Source organism: Pedococcus sp. P2_A3 (genome assembly GCF_056405035.1).
Map to the genome: position 1 here is coordinate 93,834 of NZ_JBFUCW010000017.1, position 14,748 is coordinate 108,581.

Below are 14,748 nucleotides of genomic sequence, written 5' to 3' on the forward strand. Positions count from 1 at the left end.
CGCCTGCTCCGGGTCACCCGGTCGGCGCGACCAGCCGGTATCCCTGGCCCGGCTCGGTCACGACGTACCGCGGGACCGAGGGGTCCGGCTCCAGCTTGCGGCGGAGCTGGTTGGCATACACCCGTAGGTAGTTCGACTCCCTGCCGTACCCGGGACCCCACACCTCCCGGAGCAGCTCGCGCTGTGAGACGAGGTGCCCCGGCCGTCGGGCCAGGACCTCCAGCAGACTCCACTCGGTGGGCGTGAGGCGCACCTCGACCCCAGCCGCCACGGCTCGCCGCTCGGCGAAGTCCAGGGTGAAGTGCGGCGTCCGCACCGGGGCGACCGTCGACCCCGGCCCGTCGTCGCGGCGACGAAGCGCCACGCGCACCCGCGCCAGCAGCTCGTCCATCGCAAACGGCTTGGTGACGTAGTCATCGGCACCCAGGTCGAGCGCCTCCACCTTGTCGACGGAGTCGGTGCGCGCCGACAGCACGATGACCGGCACGTCCGAGACCTGCCTGACGCGTCGCAGCACCTCGACCCCATCGAGGTCCGGGAGCCCGAGGTCGAGCACGACCAGGTCGGGTGGGGCGTCATGGAAGGACTGCAGGGCGGTCCGTCCGTCACCGGCCGTCTCGACCGTGTAGTCCCGGGCGCGCAGGTTGATCGCGAGCGTCCGCACGAGGTGCGGTTCGTCGTCCACGACCAGGATCGAGGTCACGGGCTCATCCTCGCAGCGTCGACCTCGACCGGCAGCCCCTCCGCGCCCTGGTGACGCGGCAGCTCGATGACGACCGTGAGTCCCCCACCCGGGGTGTCCTCGGCGACGATCGACCCGCCCATCGCCTCCATCAGGCCCCGGGCCACCGCCAGCCCCAGTCCCACGCCCGTGCCGCGAGGGGTGTCACCGAACCTCTGGAATGGCGCGAAGATCGTCTCCTTCGCGCCCTCCGGGACACCCTTCCCCCGGTCGACGACCCTGACCTGCACCCGGCTGCCGGTGGCGGCCGCGTGGACGACGACCTCCGCGGCCGAGTGCTTGAGGGCGTTCTCGAGGACGTTCGCGAGCACCCGGTCGAGCAGACCGGCGTCGGCATCGGCCGGCGGCAGGGCGGCGTCCATGCTGATCCGCACGCGGTCGGCGTTGGGGAGGGGCGCAGCGGCGACCGCCACGGCACCCTCCACGTCGACGGCGCCGATCCGGGGCACCACCGAGCCACTCTGCAGCCGTGACATGTCGAGCAGGTTGGCGACGAGCCCGGTGAGCCGGTCGGTCGACTCCTCGATCGTCTCGAGCAGGTCTGCCCGGTCGTCCTGGCTGAACACCACGTCGGGTTGGCGAAGGCTCGAGGCCGCCGCCTTGATGCTCGCCAACGGCGTGCGCAGGTCGTGCGAGACCGCCGCGAGGAGCGCGGTGCGGGCCCGGTTGTCCTTGGCGAGCACCTTCGCCGCCCTGGCCAGCTCGACGAGCTCGTCGCGGTGGAGGATCGCCCCGGCGCGTGCGGCGAACGCCGACACCAGCCGACGGTCCGCTCCCGACAGCGTGCGACCGGTGAGCACGAGCACCCGGGTGTCGTCGACCGAGGCCCGCACCGAGGCGGTGGCCACGGTCGACAGCTCGAAGCCCTCCGTCGCTGCCACCACGGTCCACGGTGAGCGCACGTCGTCACGGGCGATCACCGCAGCCGTGTCGACGCCGAAGAACTCGACTGCCTGGCGCAGCAGCGCGGGCAGCGGGTCGCGCTCACCGAGGAGCGACTCAGCCGTGGCAGCGAGCGCGTCTGCCTCGCGGCGGGCGGATCCGGCTGCGGCGGCCCGGCGTTCGCTCACGTGGACGACCGACGAGACGGCGGCCGCCACGACGACGAAGACGAGCAGTGCCACGAGGTTCTGGGGGTCGCTGATCGTCAGGGTGTTCACCGGCTCCGTGAAGAACCAGTTGATGGCCAGGCTGCCCAGCACGGCCGAGGCCAGCGCCGGCCAGAGACCTCCCACGAGCGCGGTGACCACGGTGACGAGCAGGAAGAGGAGCACCTCGAGCGGCAGGTCGTGCCACCCCGGTGTCGCACGGAGTATGCCGGCCAGCGCGGCCGTGCCGAGCACCGCGAGTGCCCAGCCCATCGCCGTGCGCCGCGCACCCAGGGCCGGGCCGAACCGCAAGGGCGCGCGGACGGTACGGGTGAGCTCGTGCGTGACGAGGTGCACGTCGATGTCGCCCGAGCCCTCCACGACCCGCTGTCCGACCCCGGTCGACAGCACCTCCTGCCACCGCCGGCGGCGGGAGGCGCCGATGACGACCTGCCGGGCGGAGACACCGCGGGCGAACTCGAGCAGGGCCGAGGCAACGTCCTCGCCCTTGACCGTGTGGAACGTGCCCCCCAGCTCGACGGTCAGCTGACGGAGGTCGGCGAGGCCCTCGAGCGTCGCGTCGACGAGGCCGTCCGGGGGCGTGACGTACACGGCGAGCAGCTCCCCTCCGGCCCGGGAGGCGATCTGGGCGCCACGCCGCAGGAGGGTGCGCCCCTCCGGTCCGCCGGTGAGGGCGACGACGACACGCTCCCGGGTCGGCCACAGCTCGGTGATCTGGTGGTCGGCCCGGTAGCGGTCGAGCCCTTCCTCCACACGGTCCGCCACCCACAGCAGCGACAGCTCGCGCAGCGCCGACAGGTTCCCCTCGCGGAAGTAGTTGGCGAGGGCCGCGTCGACCTGCTCGGCGGCATACACGTTGCCGTGCGCGAGGCGTCGCCGCAGCGCCTGCGGCGACATGTCGACGAGCTCGATCTGGTCAGCCGACCTGACCACCTCGTCCGGGACGGTCTCCTGCTGGCGGATCCCGGTGATGGCTTCGACGACGTCGTTGAGCGACTCGATGTGCTGGACGTTGACGGTGGAGATCACGTCGATGCCCGCGACGAGCAGCTCCTCGACGTCCTGCCAGCGCTTGGCGTGCGGGCTCCCGGGGGCGTTCGTGTGCGCGAGCTCGTCGACGAGCACGACCTCAGGGCGCCTGGCGAGGACTGCTGGCACGTCCAGCTCCTCGAGGGCCCGGTCGCGGTGGGACACCACTCGGAGGGGGACGCGTTCGATGCCCTCCATGAGTCCGGCGGTGACCGCCCGGCCGTGGCTCTCGCAGACCCCGATGACCACGTCGGTGCCGCGCTCGCTCCTGCGCCGAGCCTCGGAGAGCATGGCGACGGTCTTGCCGACGCCTGGTGCGGCGCCGAGGTAGACCCGCAACACTCCCCTGCTCATGAGCCGATTGTCGTCCCTCGCGGGGAGATGTCGCGGGTGGGGCGGCTCATCACCTCGCCGCGTCCAGGAGCGCGAGGTTGAGCTCGAGCACGTTGACCCGCGGCTCACCGAGGAAGCCGAGCGAGCGGCCCTGGGTGTGGGAGTCGACCAGCTGCCGGACGACGCTCTCGTTCAGCCCGTTCGCGGCAGCCACCCGCGACACCTGTGCGAGCGCAGTGGCCGGGGACACGTGCGGGTCCAGACCACTGGCCGAGGCGGTCAGGGCATCGGCGGGTGCGGAACCCTCGCCGACGCCTTGCCAGGCGGCCTGCCGAGCGCGGACGGCGTCGACCTGGTCGCGCGCAGTCGCGGCCAGGTTCGAACCACCACTGACACCACCGGCATTCGAGCTCGCCGACGGTCGGCCGTGGAACCACCGGGGCCCCTTGAAGTCCTGCCCCAGGAGGCTCGAGCCGACCACCACGCCCTCCCGCCTGACCAGGGAACCGTTGGCGCGGTCGGGGGACCCGATCTGTCCGACACCCCAGACGACGGCTGGGTAGAGCAGGCCCAGGAGGACGGTGAGGACGAGCAGCATCCGCAGGGATGCCATCAGCTGGCGAAGTGACGACATGGTGGTCAGGCCAATCCGGGGAGGAGGGAGACACCGAGGTCGATGAGCTTGATGCCGATGAAGGGAGCGATGACGCCGCCGAGCCCGTAGACGAGCAGGTTGCGCCGGAGCAGCTGGGCAGCGCTGGACGGCCTGTAGCGAACTCCCTTGAGCGCCAATGGAATCAAGGCGAGGATGATGAGCGCGTTGAAGATGACCGCCGAGAGCATGGCCGACTCGGGTGACGACAGCCGCATGATGTTGAGGGCATCCAGACCGGGGAAGAGGGCGATGAACATCGCCGGGATGATCGCGAAGTACTTGGCGATGTCGTTGGCGATCGAGAAGGTCGTCAGGGCACCACGGGTGATGAGAAGCTGCTTGCCGATCTCGACCACCTCGATGAGCTTGGTCGGGTCGGAGTCGAGGTCGACCATGTTGCCGGCCTCCTTCGCCGCCGAGGTGCCCGAGTTCATCGCGACGCCGACATCGGCCTGGGCCAGGGCCGGCGCGTCGTTGGTGCCGTCACCGGTCATGGCGACGAGGCGCCCACCCTCCTGCTCCTGGCGGATGAGGCGCATCTTGTCCTCGGGGGTGGCCTCCGCGAGGAAGTCGTCTACACCCGCCTCCCTGGCGATGGACGCCGCGGTGAGGGCGTTGTCGCCCGTGATCATGACGGTGCGAATTCCCATGGCGCGCAACACATCGAATCGCTCTCGCATGCCTGGCTTCACCACGTCCTTGAGGTGCACGACACCCAGTGCGCGGGCAGGCGCAGAGCCGTCCCGCCGGGCGACCACCAGAGGGGTGCCCCCGGATCTGCCGATGTCGTCGACCAGCGCCTGCACCCGGGCGGGCACCGTGCCGCCCGACTCCTCCACCCAGCGGCGGACGGCCGAGGTGGCGCCCTTCCGGATGTGGGTGCCGTCAGGGAGGTCCACCCCCGACATCCGTGTCGTGGCACTGAACTCGACGAACGCGGCACCATCGCGCACCAGCACCTGCGCAGACCGTCCGCCGTTGACGGCGTACTCGGTGGTGGCGAGGTCGACGATCGACTTCCCCTCGGGCGTGGAGTCCGCCAGCGACGAGAGGTATGCCGCGTCCGGCAGGTCGTGGGCGCCCCTGTCACTTAGCGAGACGAGCTCGGTGGCGCGGCGGTTGCCGAAGGTGATCGTGCCCGTCTTGTCGAGCAGGAGCGTCGACACGTCACCAGCCGCCTCGACGGCGCGCCCGGACATGGCCAGGACGTTGCGCTGGACGAGCCGGTCCATGCCGGCGATCCCGATCGCCGAGAGCAGGGCCCCGATCGTGGTCGGGATCAAGCACACCAGGAGGGCGACGAGCACGACGACCGGCTGGACGCGGCCGGAGTAGGAGGCCAGCGGCTGGATCGCCATGACGGTCACGAGGAAGACGATCGTCAGGGTCGTGAGCAGGATCGTCAGGGCGATCTCGTTGGGTGTCTTCTGCCGCTGGGCACCCTCCACGAGGGCGATCATGCGGTCGATGAAGCTCTCGCCCGGCTTGGTCGTGATCCGCACGACGATGCGGTCGGACAAGACGGTGGTGCCTCCGGTGACGGCACTGCGGTCGCCACCCGACTCGCGGATGACGGGTGCCGACTCTCCAGTGATGGCGGACTCGTCGACCGTGGCTACGCCGTCCACCACCTCGCCGTCCCCCGGGATGACCTGCCCGGCCTCGACGACGACCAGGTCACCGACGGTCAGCTCGCTGCCCGGTATCGACTCCTCGGCGCCGTCCGGACGCAGGCGGCGCGCCACCGTCTCGCGCTTCGCGGCCCTCAGACTGGCTGCCTGCGCCTTGCCACGGCCTTCTGCGACCGCCTCAGCCGCGTTGGCGAAGAGGACCGTCAGCCAGAGCCAGACCGCGACCGACCAGCTGAAGACGCTGGGATCCTTGGCGGCCAGGCCGGTCGTGAGGACCGACCCCACCCAGACCACGAAGATGACCGGGGAGCGGTAGACGTGCCGGGGGTCCAGCTTGGCGAACGCCTGGGGTACGACGTGCAGCAGCGAGCGGGTCATGAGAGTGCCTCCGCGATGGGGCCCAGCGCCAGGGCGGGGAAGAAGGTCAGGCCGGCGACGACCAGGGCGATGCCGGTCACCAGGCCGACGAAGAGCGGGGTGTGGGTGGGCATCGTGCCCGTGGTGGCAGGTCGGGTGCGCTGCTGCGCCACCAACCCTGCGAGACGCAGCACCAGCAACATCGGCACGAACCGTCCGAGGAGCATGCAGACCGCGAGCGTCAGGTTGTACCAAGGGGTGTCGGCCCCCAGGCCGGCGAAGGCACTGCCGTTGTTGTTCGCGGCTGACGCGTAGGCGTAGAGGACCTCGGTCAGCCCGTGCGGGCCGGACGCCAGCATGGTGGACCGGGGTCCGTCGGTGGCCAGCGAGAGGCCGGTGAACACGAGGACGAGGACCGGCATGACGAGGACGTAAAGCGCGGCGCAGGTGACCTCACGTCGGCCGATCGTCTTCCCCAGGTACTCGGGGGTGCGGCCCACCATCAGACCTGCGACGAAGACGGCGAGCAGGGCGACGATGACGATGCCGTAGAGGCCCGACCCCACGCCCCCGGGAGACACCTCGCCGAGCACCATGTTCGCCAGCACGGTGCCGCCGCCGAGCGGGCTGAAGCTCTCGTGCATCGAGTTGACGGCGCCGCTGGAGGTACCCGTCGTCGAAGCAGCGAAGAGGCTCGAGCCCCAGACACCGAACCGCTGCTCCTTCCCCTCCATGGCACCGGTCAGCGCACTGGACGCGTGGACCTCGGCCCAGGTCGTCAGGGCGACCCCACCGGCCCACAGCAGCGCCGCGAACCCCCCGAGCCCCCAACCCTGTCGGCGGTCGCGGACCATGAGGCCATAGGTGCGGGTGAGGGCGAACGGGATGACGAGCATCAGGAAGATCTCGAAGACGTTGGTGAGGGGGTTCGGGTTCTCGAAGGGGTGGGCGGAGTTGGCGTTGAAGTACCCGCCACCGTTCGTCCCGAGCTCCTTGATGGCCTCCTGGGACGCCACCAGCCCACCCCGGACCACCTGGTCCACCCCCGACAGGGAGTGGACCACGATGGGGCCGTGGAGGTTCTGCACGACACCACCGATCAGCAACAGCACCGCCGCGACGACGGAGGCAGGTAGCAAGATCCGCACGACTCCGCGCACCAGGTCGACCCAGAAGTTGCCGATGACCGCTCCCGACTGACGGGCCAGTCCGCGGATGAGCGCAACCGCGACGGCCAGCCCGACCGCCGCAGACACGAAGTTCTGCACGGTCAGGCCCACGGTCTGGAGGAGTGGTGTGGCCCCTACCTCACCGGCATACGACTGCCAGTTCGTGTTGGTGACGAACGAGATCGCGGTGTTGACCGCGGTCGTCAGACCCATCCCGTCGGACCCCTGCCGGCCGGGGAGGTGCGTCTGTGCGACGACGAGCCCGAAGAGCGCCACCACCCCGACCACGGAGAAGGCCACCACGCTGGTGGCATAGGCCCGCCAGCCCTGTTCGGAGTCCGGGTCGACCCGCACGAGGCGGTAGACCAACCGCTCGGTGCGCCAGTGCCGGGTGTCGGTGAACACCCTCGCCATCCACGCACCGAGGGGGTGGTAGCAGACGGCGACCAGGACGACGACGAGCCCGATGGTCAACAGTCCGCTGAGGGTGTCGGACATCAGAACCGCTCCGGGCGGACCAGCGCGTAGACGAGGTAGCCGAGGAGGGCGAGGCCGAGCAGTGCGGCGACGAGGTTTTCGATCACGCTGCCAGTCAACGACTTCCGTCGACAGCCACGTGGATCGTTGATGCCGCCCTGACGGGCGTTGACGCGATCTTGACGCCTCCGCATACAGATCGCGTCAAGAGCCTTGACCGCGCGCCGCGGGCGAGGCGTGATGCAGGTATGCAGCTCGTACAGCTCACGACGCACCGCAGGCCCTGGGTGGTCGCCGGCGCGGCGTTCGCCCCCCTGGTCCTCTGTGCGGCGATCGGCGCCGTGCCGGACAGCGTGCCGGACGCCAGCGCAGCAGTGGCCCTGGTGGTGGTGATCGTGGCGGCAGCCGCCACCGGGGTGCGAGCCGCCGGCCTGGTGGCCGCGGCGTCCAGTGCCACGTGGTTCGACTTCTTCCTCACCCAGCCCTACCGGAGCTTCGCGATCGACAGCGCCGAGGACGTCGAGGTGGCAGTGCTGTTGCTGGTCGTGGGGATCGCCGTCACCGAGCTGGCGCTCTGGGGGCAACGCCAGCGTGCCGACCTCGGCCGGCAACGCGGCTACCTCGACGGCGTCATGGCGACGGCCGAGGCCGTGGCCCAGGACGTCGACGTCGCGCGGGTGACGACCGCCGTCGCAGCACGCATCCGAGAGGTCCTCGACCTCGACCGGTGCGAGTTCGTGGCAGGCCACACCCTCCCGGGCGGTCCGGTCCTCCAGCGGGACGGGTCGGTCACCCACGGCGGCACCTCCCTCGACGTCGACCGGTCCGGTCTGCCCGTCGACCGGGCCGTCCTGCTGCCCGTGCACGGCGAGCGGGCGCCTCGCGGCTACTTCGTGCTGACCAGCGCCTCGCACGTGGCCCGGCCGACCGTGGACCGACGACGCGTCGCTGTCCTCCTCGCCGACCAGGTGGCTGCGACGGTGTCGCCGTCGTGAGAACGGCCTCGGACCCCCCGCGACCTCGCGTCACGAATCCGGGCCCCTGCTGTCTCAACGGGTGACCGGCTCACCCTCCGGTCGAGTAACCGGCACCCGCCGGCGGCGCACCTCCACGTCCACCGCCGGCGGGTGTCACCCAGCTCCGTCGAGGTCCGGCTGGACGCGTCACGTTCGGTGACCCCCACACGTCTCGAGGGTGCTGCGACGAATCCCTGTGCCCTCCGCAGCCGGGATCCCAGCGCGTGACTGCGAACCCCGAGCGCGCTGGGGTCCCCCTCGCCTCGGCACCGCCACGAAAGAGGCTCCCTTGCACGACGACCGACGCAGCCCCGCAGAGCGGTGGCGCAGGCACCGGCTGCGGCAGGTGATGCTGTTCGTCACGGTCCCGGGTGTCCTGATGGGCACGGCGAGCATGACCGCTGCCTACTCGGCCGGGTGGATGACCTCGACGACGACCCAACCCACCTGCACCCCGGTGGTGGTGCCTGCCCCCGCGCGGGCGTCGTTCACCGTCAACGTCATGAACGCCACCGGCCGCAACGGCGTCGCCGGGCTGGTCGCGTCAGGACTGGCCAAGCGGAAGTTCACCGTCGGCGGGATCAGCAACGCGCCCGAGTCCTGGTACGTCACCCAGTCGGCCGTCGTGCACCACGGCCCCGACGGCCTCGACCAGGCCCTGCTGACCGCCTCCCAGATCCCCGGCGCGAAGCTGTTCGCCGACTCCCGCAAGGGCACCTCGGTCGACGTCGTCGTGGGCCTGGGCTACCAGTCGCTCGGGCCGATCCCACCCGAGGTGGCGCCGGCTTCGTCCGGCGCTGCGGCCCGCACGGTCGTGACGATCACGCGCCCCTGCCCGTGACCGCCAGCCGACGGGCCCCCCAGCCCAGGCAGCACAGGTTGCCGTGACGCTGTCCGCCCTGTCGTGGTCGACCCGGCCGAGGTGATCGCCTTCGTCAAGGCGCGCACCGGTCGCGTCAAGGCTCCAACGCCGTGCACGTGTGGGACGACCTGCCCCGCTCCAAGGTCGGGAAGGTGCTCAAGAACGAGATCAAGGCAGGCTTGGGCACCCTCGCCAGCGGGTAGCGACCGTCACGATCGGGGACATATCGGGTCTCTTGGTGCATGTCAGCCCACCAGACCTCGTCCCACACCACCCGGCCCAGACCCCGACGCCGTCCCCTCTCCGAGGCCCGGCGGAGACAGGACATCGGCGACATCACCCTGACCCCCGACACGGTGGCGACCCCCAGCGGCCTGTCATCGACCCGACACGTCGAATGGCAGATCGACGACGGCACCACCCCGCCGGACTGGTCCGGGTCGGCGTCCACCAGCCCGGCCACCGCCGTCGTCGGCGCGGTGCGCGTGACGGCAACCGCCCCCGGGTGGAAGCACGTCACGGCCGTGCCGGTCTCCACGCTCGACGAGGTGACAGCCATCTACGCGAAGGTCCTGCACGCCCGGCGGCTGGCGCACCAGCGCTGAACCCGTCGTCCACGCACGCGGGTAGGTGACGACGGACGCGTGCACGTACGACGGCAGGACCACCGTCACGTTCCCCGTGGTTGCGGCGTCCTACCGAGGACGGGACACGACGAAGGGAGCAGGAGTGCGCGCCGCAGGCGACCCCGGGGTCGACAACGTGGACTGGCCCCCTGAGCTGCACGTCTTCAAGACCGCCGACACGTCGCACTACGTCGTCGCGACCGCGACCTCCGCGCGTAGGTGCGCCACCTGCTCCGTGCCCTTCGGTGCCGACGACCGCCGGTCGCTGACCGTCGAGGTGCGGGTCCCCGATCCACCTCCGCCCGTGGCTGGCTTCCGGTACCGCCGGTTCGTCGCCGAGGTCCACCACCGGTCCTGCCATCCACCCGAGCTGAGGGTCGTCAGCGCTGTCGTCGGCGGGGGYACCGACCCCTTCAGCGCCGAGTCGGACATGCACTACGTCCTGGTCGCCGACCTTGGCGTCGATGGCCTCGACCTCCCGGGTCTGGTGTTCACGACGTCAGATCCGATCGTCGTCCGCGACCTCGACCTCGCGGAGGGACGGTCGGCGTGGATCTCGACCTACCTCGAGCTCGGGTTCGAGCTGTTCGGGGTCGCCGAGATCGACTGGATCACCGCGAACGCGCCCATCACCACCACCGTGCGCGGCACGGTGGACGGACCCCTCTTCTCGCTGACGGGCACCGTCGACGAACGGTCGATTCCGTTGCTGCAGTGGACCCGCAGCGCCGACCACCCGGCATACCGGCGGTGGTGCCGCGCTGTCGATGCGGCCGGGGCCCTCTTGGTCCTCTACGGCGAGTACGTCCACGTCGACACCGAGGCCGGGACCGTCGACCTGGCACCCGGAGGACGGCTCGGCGACATCGCCGCCGCCGTCGTCCGGGTCGAGGTGGCGCCGCACACCGGCGCGGACGACCTGCCCGAGTGGCCGTGAGCCGGCCCCGGGAGTGACCGAGTCCTGCGCGGTCAGGGAGAAGTTCGACAGCTCGCGTCACACTCCGGCGGCTGGGCGGTCTCCACCAGTGACCTGTCATCGGGGGATGCAGGTTGCCGGAAACGGCGGGCGGGCCTGCAACCGCCCGTCGTTTCCTATGTCGCCGCACGCTCCTCGGTCGCCATATGCGTCGATCGTCACGACGCGGGACGGCGAGGGGCGCGACCGACCGCTAGGCCGGCCGACCGGCCAGGAGGTGCCTCACGCTGGTCGCCATGCCCGCCGGGCAGCCGGCCCTGACGACCGTGCCGAGGATGATCGTTGCGCCGCAGTCCGCGGCACGCTCCATCCCGCGGATGCTGCCGAAGGCCCGGAGGGAGTGCGCGAACCCGCCGTAGCGGATCTGCCGCACGTGGATGGCTTCGTGGGCCATGACCAGCTTGGTCTTCGACCACGTCATCCCCGGCTGGATGTAGACGGTCGACCGGGTCGGCCCGGAGCTCCGGAAGACGGTGAGCCCGCGGATGACGCCCCGGGCGTGCGTGTGTGCGCGGTCCATCGTCCACCGGGCGTTCCCGGCCGGGTCGATGGCACGCACCCAGGCCCGGAAGGCCGCATCGCCCCCTGGACGAGCCTTCGTCCCGGCAGCGCCCACGCCGACCGCGCACGTGACCGAGACCGAGACCCACCTGCTCGAGCCCAGGCGCAGCCACCCACGAGTGCTCGTCCCGCGCACCACCGCGCCCCTCCTGAGGGTGGTCACGACCCGGTGCGAGACGCCCGGGCCCGAGCGCACGTTCGCCACCTGCACACAGATCCGCCGGCGGTGGACGGTCGGGGCCGACGACGCCAGCGACCGAAGTGGGGAACGGACGGCGGGCTGCGCCGGCCCCGTGGTGGCCGGCGCGCCCATCGACGGGACCACGACCTGCGACGGCTGGCCCAGCGGACCTCCCGACGCCGCGGTCCACCGGTCGGGGGATGTCTCCGCGTCGACCGGCACCGGGGTCGACGGGAGCGAGAGCGCCACCGCGGCGACGGCAGCCGCACAGCACGAGCGGCGCAGGCGTCGGGACGGGTGGTGGTGCTGGTGGCGAACGAGCGGACGATCAGCCCGGCAGGTCCTGGTCGACGTTGCGAAGTTCATTCGAAGTCACACCTCTCCACGGCATAGCGGAATCCCCCGGGAGCTCGTCGCCCGCGGGAGYCTTGCTCGACCCGTCCGAGGACCCGGCCCGACGGCTGCCAAATGCCACCAGCTGGCGGAAACCGCAAGCGAACGGCGTCATCCCATAGACCGATCCGGCCGATCGGGCATTACGGCGCGGAGGTCCTGGACCGGCTGCACCGTCGCGGGCGCCGGTGCTGGTGACTCGTCGTCGGGGGAGCCACCGACGACCCCGGGACGGCGTCATCAATCCTGCGCTGCGGAGTCTTCATGCGTGTAGGGAAGGCTTTCCGGGCGATCGAGGATGTGGGTAGGTGAGCGAGCCGCAGTTTCCGCACGGCACGGGCGACATGGAGCGCATCGCGCGGATCATGTACTCGATGGAGATCGACGAGATCGACATGCCCCACGTCGTCGTGACCACCATCGCCGGGTGCGCACTGGCCACCTACTCCGGCCCGTATGCCAGCGGGCTCGCCGCCCTCGCGGTCGCCGAGGCCGAATGTCGCGCAGACCTCGCTGCCGRCGGGACGGGCGACGTCAGCTTCAGCGTCGCGCCGCTCTACCCGGGCCTCGACCTCCAGGAGCTCAGGGAGCTCCCCGCCCACGCAGAACCAGAGTCAGGCCCCGACTGTGGATGACGTCGACGACCAGACGCCTGACGCGGTCCTGCTCGACCGCCTTCGAGAGGGAGACCGCGAGGCTGCCGTCGACCTCTGGACCCGGCACTACCCCTCGGTGCTGATGGCTGCCCGGCGGGTGACCCGGCAGCCTCGGGACGCGGAGGAGATCGCCTCCGATGCGTTCTCCGGCATGCTCTCGGCCCTCGCCAGCGGCGCGGGCCCCACGACCTCGGTGCGGGCCTACCTCGTGACCTCGGTCAGGAACCTGGCAGCCAGTCGGGCGACTCGAGCGTCGGCGGGTGATGTCATGACCGACGACGTGGCGCTCTTCGACAAGCCCACCGCCGACACGACCGCCCACATGAGCGAGCTCCAGCTCGTCCGCGTCGCGTTCGCCGAGCTGCCGAAACGGTGGCAGATCGTCTTGTGGCGAACGGCCGTCGACAAGGACAGCAACATCGAGGTCGGCCGAGCCATGGGCCTGTCCCCCAACGGCGTGGCTGCCCTGGCCAAGCGCGCCCGACGGGGGTTTCGGCTGTCCTACCTGCGAGCCCACCTCTCCGACCGCGGCGTGGAGGCGCAGTGCAAGCCGTACATCGACGGACTGGCGGACCTGTCCATCTCCGAGGCGGAGGTGCCGCCCGCCCTCGCTGCCCACGTCGCCAGCTGTGTCGCCTGCACCCGCCGGCTCGATGAGCTCCGGGCAGTCAGCCTCAACTTCGCCGGCTTCCTGGGCCCGGTCGTCTTCGGCCTCGTGCCGTCCAAGCTGCTGCTGGGAGCGGCAGGAGCCAGTATGGGCGTCGGCTCGCTCGCCGGAGCCGACAGCCCGACGGTGAACCTCCTGGGTTTCCGGCCGGGGGCACGGTGGGCGCTGGGCTCGGCCGCGCTCGCTGGCGCAGCAGCCGCGATCCTGCTGGCCTCACGCCCCGAGGTCATGACCACGCCCCAGGTGGCACAGACCCTTCCGAGCTCACCGATGCCGTCCGTCACCGTCTCGACCACCACCACGAGCCCTGCGCCGACCGCGAGCACGACCACCCCTGCGAGCCGGACCTCCACCCCACCGCCGCAGGTGACTCGACCCCGGCGGACGACGCCGCCACCCTCAGGCCCAACGACCACCCAGCCTCCCGCAGCCCCCACCACGACCACTGCGCCGCCGACGACGCCGCTCACGGTCGACCTCCGTATCGCAGGCCCTCGGTCAGCAACGTCGATCGGGCTGTCGGCTGCCGCCCAGGGGATCAAGGGCCCGCTGCGGCTGACGCTGCAGCTGCCCGACGGCGTGGCCCTGGTTCGTGGCGCTGGCGACTGGAACTCGTGCGCCCAGACCCAGAATGTCGTGACGTGCACCGCGGGAGCGACCACGACAGGTCGCTGGAGCGGCACGGTCGACACGGTGTGGGCCGCCGACGCCCAGGGTCGCGTCCGAGCCACCGTGGAGGGCACCTACTCCAACGGATCGCCTGCCGTGGGTTCGGTGGGCACCACATGGCCGCCGTGAGCGCCAGCTCCGGACCCACGCCTCCGGCGCGAGCACCAAGGACTGCGGCGCCTTGCCCCAGAGGGAGTCGCCATGGAGCTGTCTGAACGGACCTTGGTCTCGACCCAGGACCTCCAAGCCCTCAAGCGGGCCGTCGAGTGGGCGAACTTCCTCAACACCGACTCCACCGGCTCGGACCTCCTGGATCCGTGCTGCATGCTCGAGGCGCTCTCGGATGTCTACACCGCCGCCCATCACCTGGTCCACGACAGCAACCAGTGGCGGTCCGACCTGACCTCGGGCTCCGCCTCCTGAACCTTCCGCCCCCGAGCGCAGCCGCGCGCCGTGGGGCGCTGACACGTCGCACCTCACCGCGCTCCACCGCGGTCCGACCCGCGGGCCGGGCCATCCTCAGGACGGCGGCGAGCCTGTCTGCCTGGCCACGCGCGCGGTGGGTCRGGCAACAGCCATGGRGGCACCCAAGGACTGTGGCGGGAGCAGCGGTCGTCGCCGGACAGGACGAAGCGGCCG

14 protein-coding genes are annotated in these 14,748 nt (G+C 71.2%); 7 read left to right on the top strand and 7 right to left on the bottom strand.

The window, feature by feature from the left end:
* Window positions 1-13: 13 nt before the first annotated feature.
* Genes AC1DX8_RS14610 through kdpF form a run of 6 tightly spaced genes read right to left on the bottom strand, consistent with a single transcriptional unit; the run spans window position 14 to window position 7,621 of the window.
* The gene (locus AC1DX8_RS14610) at window positions 14-703 is read right to left on the bottom strand and encodes a response regulator transcription factor (protein WP_477630654.1); all 690 of its coding nucleotides are present in this window, start codon (window positions 701-703) and stop codon (window positions 14-16) included.
* Window positions 700-3,234 (bottom strand): sensor histidine kinase, encoded by a 2,535-nt coding sequence (locus AC1DX8_RS14615; RefSeq protein WP_477630655.1) that lies wholly within the window; start codon window positions 3,232-3,234, stop codon window positions 700-702. Before AC1DX8_RS14615 ends, AC1DX8_RS14610 begins: the two co-directional genes overlap by 4 nt.
* 49 nt (window positions 3,235-3,283) lie before the next feature.
* Window positions 3,284-3,847, bottom strand: a complete 564-nt coding sequence (gene kdpC / locus AC1DX8_RS14620; RefSeq protein WP_477630656.1) for a potassium-transporting ATPase subunit KdpC — start codon at window positions 3,845-3,847, stop codon at window positions 3,284-3,286.
* A gap of 5 nt (window positions 3,848-3,852) precedes the next feature.
* A complete protein-coding gene (gene kdpB, locus AC1DX8_RS14625) occupies window positions 3,853-5,877 on the bottom strand; it encodes a potassium-transporting ATPase subunit KdpB (RefSeq protein ID WP_477630657.1) in 2,025 nt (674 codons plus the stop codon).
* Entirely contained in the window at window positions 5,874-7,523 is a 1,650-nt protein-coding gene (gene kdpA / locus AC1DX8_RS14630) for a potassium-transporting ATPase subunit KdpA (protein WP_477630658.1), read from the bottom strand. Before kdpA ends, kdpB begins: the two co-directional genes overlap by 4 nt.
* Window positions 7,523-7,621, bottom strand: a complete 99-nt coding sequence (kdpF, locus tag AC1DX8_RS14635) for a K(+)-transporting ATPase subunit F (protein ID WP_477630659.1) — start codon at window positions 7,619-7,621, stop codon at window positions 7,523-7,525. The genes kdpA and kdpF overlap by 1 nt, the downstream gene beginning before the upstream one ends.
* A 129-nt stretch (window positions 7,622-7,750) precedes the next feature.
* Between kdpF and AC1DX8_RS14640 the strand changes: the two genes are divergently transcribed.
* The 4 genes from AC1DX8_RS14640 (at window position 7,751) to AC1DX8_RS14655 (ending at window position 10,943) form a co-directional block, all read left to right on the top strand.
* A complete protein-coding gene (locus tag AC1DX8_RS14640; RefSeq protein WP_477630660.1) occupies window positions 7,751-8,497 on the top strand; it encodes a DUF4118 domain-containing protein in 747 nt (248 codons plus the stop codon).
* 310 nt (window positions 8,498-8,807) lie between these two features.
* Window positions 8,808-9,359 carry a LytR C-terminal domain-containing protein gene (locus AC1DX8_RS14645; RefSeq protein ID WP_477630661.1) on the top strand — a complete coding sequence of 184 codons (552 nt, stop codon included), beginning with the start codon at window positions 8,808-8,810 and terminating at the stop codon, window positions 9,357-9,359.
* A gap of 263 nt (window positions 9,360-9,622) precedes the next feature.
* A complete protein-coding gene (locus AC1DX8_RS14650; RefSeq protein ID WP_477630662.1) occupies window positions 9,623-9,985 on the top strand; it encodes a hypothetical protein in 363 nt (120 codons plus the stop codon).
* A 25-nt stretch (window positions 9,986-10,010) separates the two neighbouring features.
* Window positions 10,011-10,943 carry a hypothetical protein gene (locus tag AC1DX8_RS14655; RefSeq protein WP_477630663.1) on the top strand — a complete coding sequence of 311 codons (933 nt, stop codon included), beginning with the start codon at window positions 10,011-10,013 and terminating at the stop codon, window positions 10,941-10,943.
* A gap of 232 nt (window positions 10,944-11,175) precedes the next feature.
* Here the strand turns inward: AC1DX8_RS14655 and AC1DX8_RS14660 are convergent, their stop codons facing one another.
* A complete protein-coding gene (locus AC1DX8_RS14660; RefSeq protein WP_477630664.1) occupies window positions 11,176-11,973 on the bottom strand; it encodes an SH3 domain-containing protein in 798 nt (265 codons plus the stop codon).
* Between the two features lie 452 nt (window positions 11,974-12,425).
* On the opposite strand from AC1DX8_RS14660, the gene AC1DX8_RS14665 reads away from it, so the two are divergent.
* From AC1DX8_RS14665 to AC1DX8_RS14675, 3 genes are all read left to right on the top strand, one after another.
* On the top strand, window positions 12,426-12,752 hold the full coding sequence (locus tag AC1DX8_RS14665; protein ID WP_477630665.1) for a hypothetical protein: 327 nt from the start codon (window positions 12,426-12,428) through the stop codon (window positions 12,750-12,752).
* Window positions 12,745-14,238, top strand: coding sequence for an RNA polymerase sigma factor (locus AC1DX8_RS14670; protein ID WP_477630666.1), 1,494 nt, complete (start codon window positions 12,745-12,747; stop codon window positions 14,236-14,238). Before AC1DX8_RS14665 ends, AC1DX8_RS14670 begins: the two co-directional genes overlap by 8 nt.
* Window positions 14,239-14,310: 72 nt before the next feature.
* A complete protein-coding gene (locus AC1DX8_RS14675) occupies window positions 14,311-14,532 on the top strand; it encodes a hypothetical protein (protein WP_477630667.1) in 222 nt (73 codons plus the stop codon).
* Window positions 14,533-14,748: the final 216 nt, after the last annotated feature.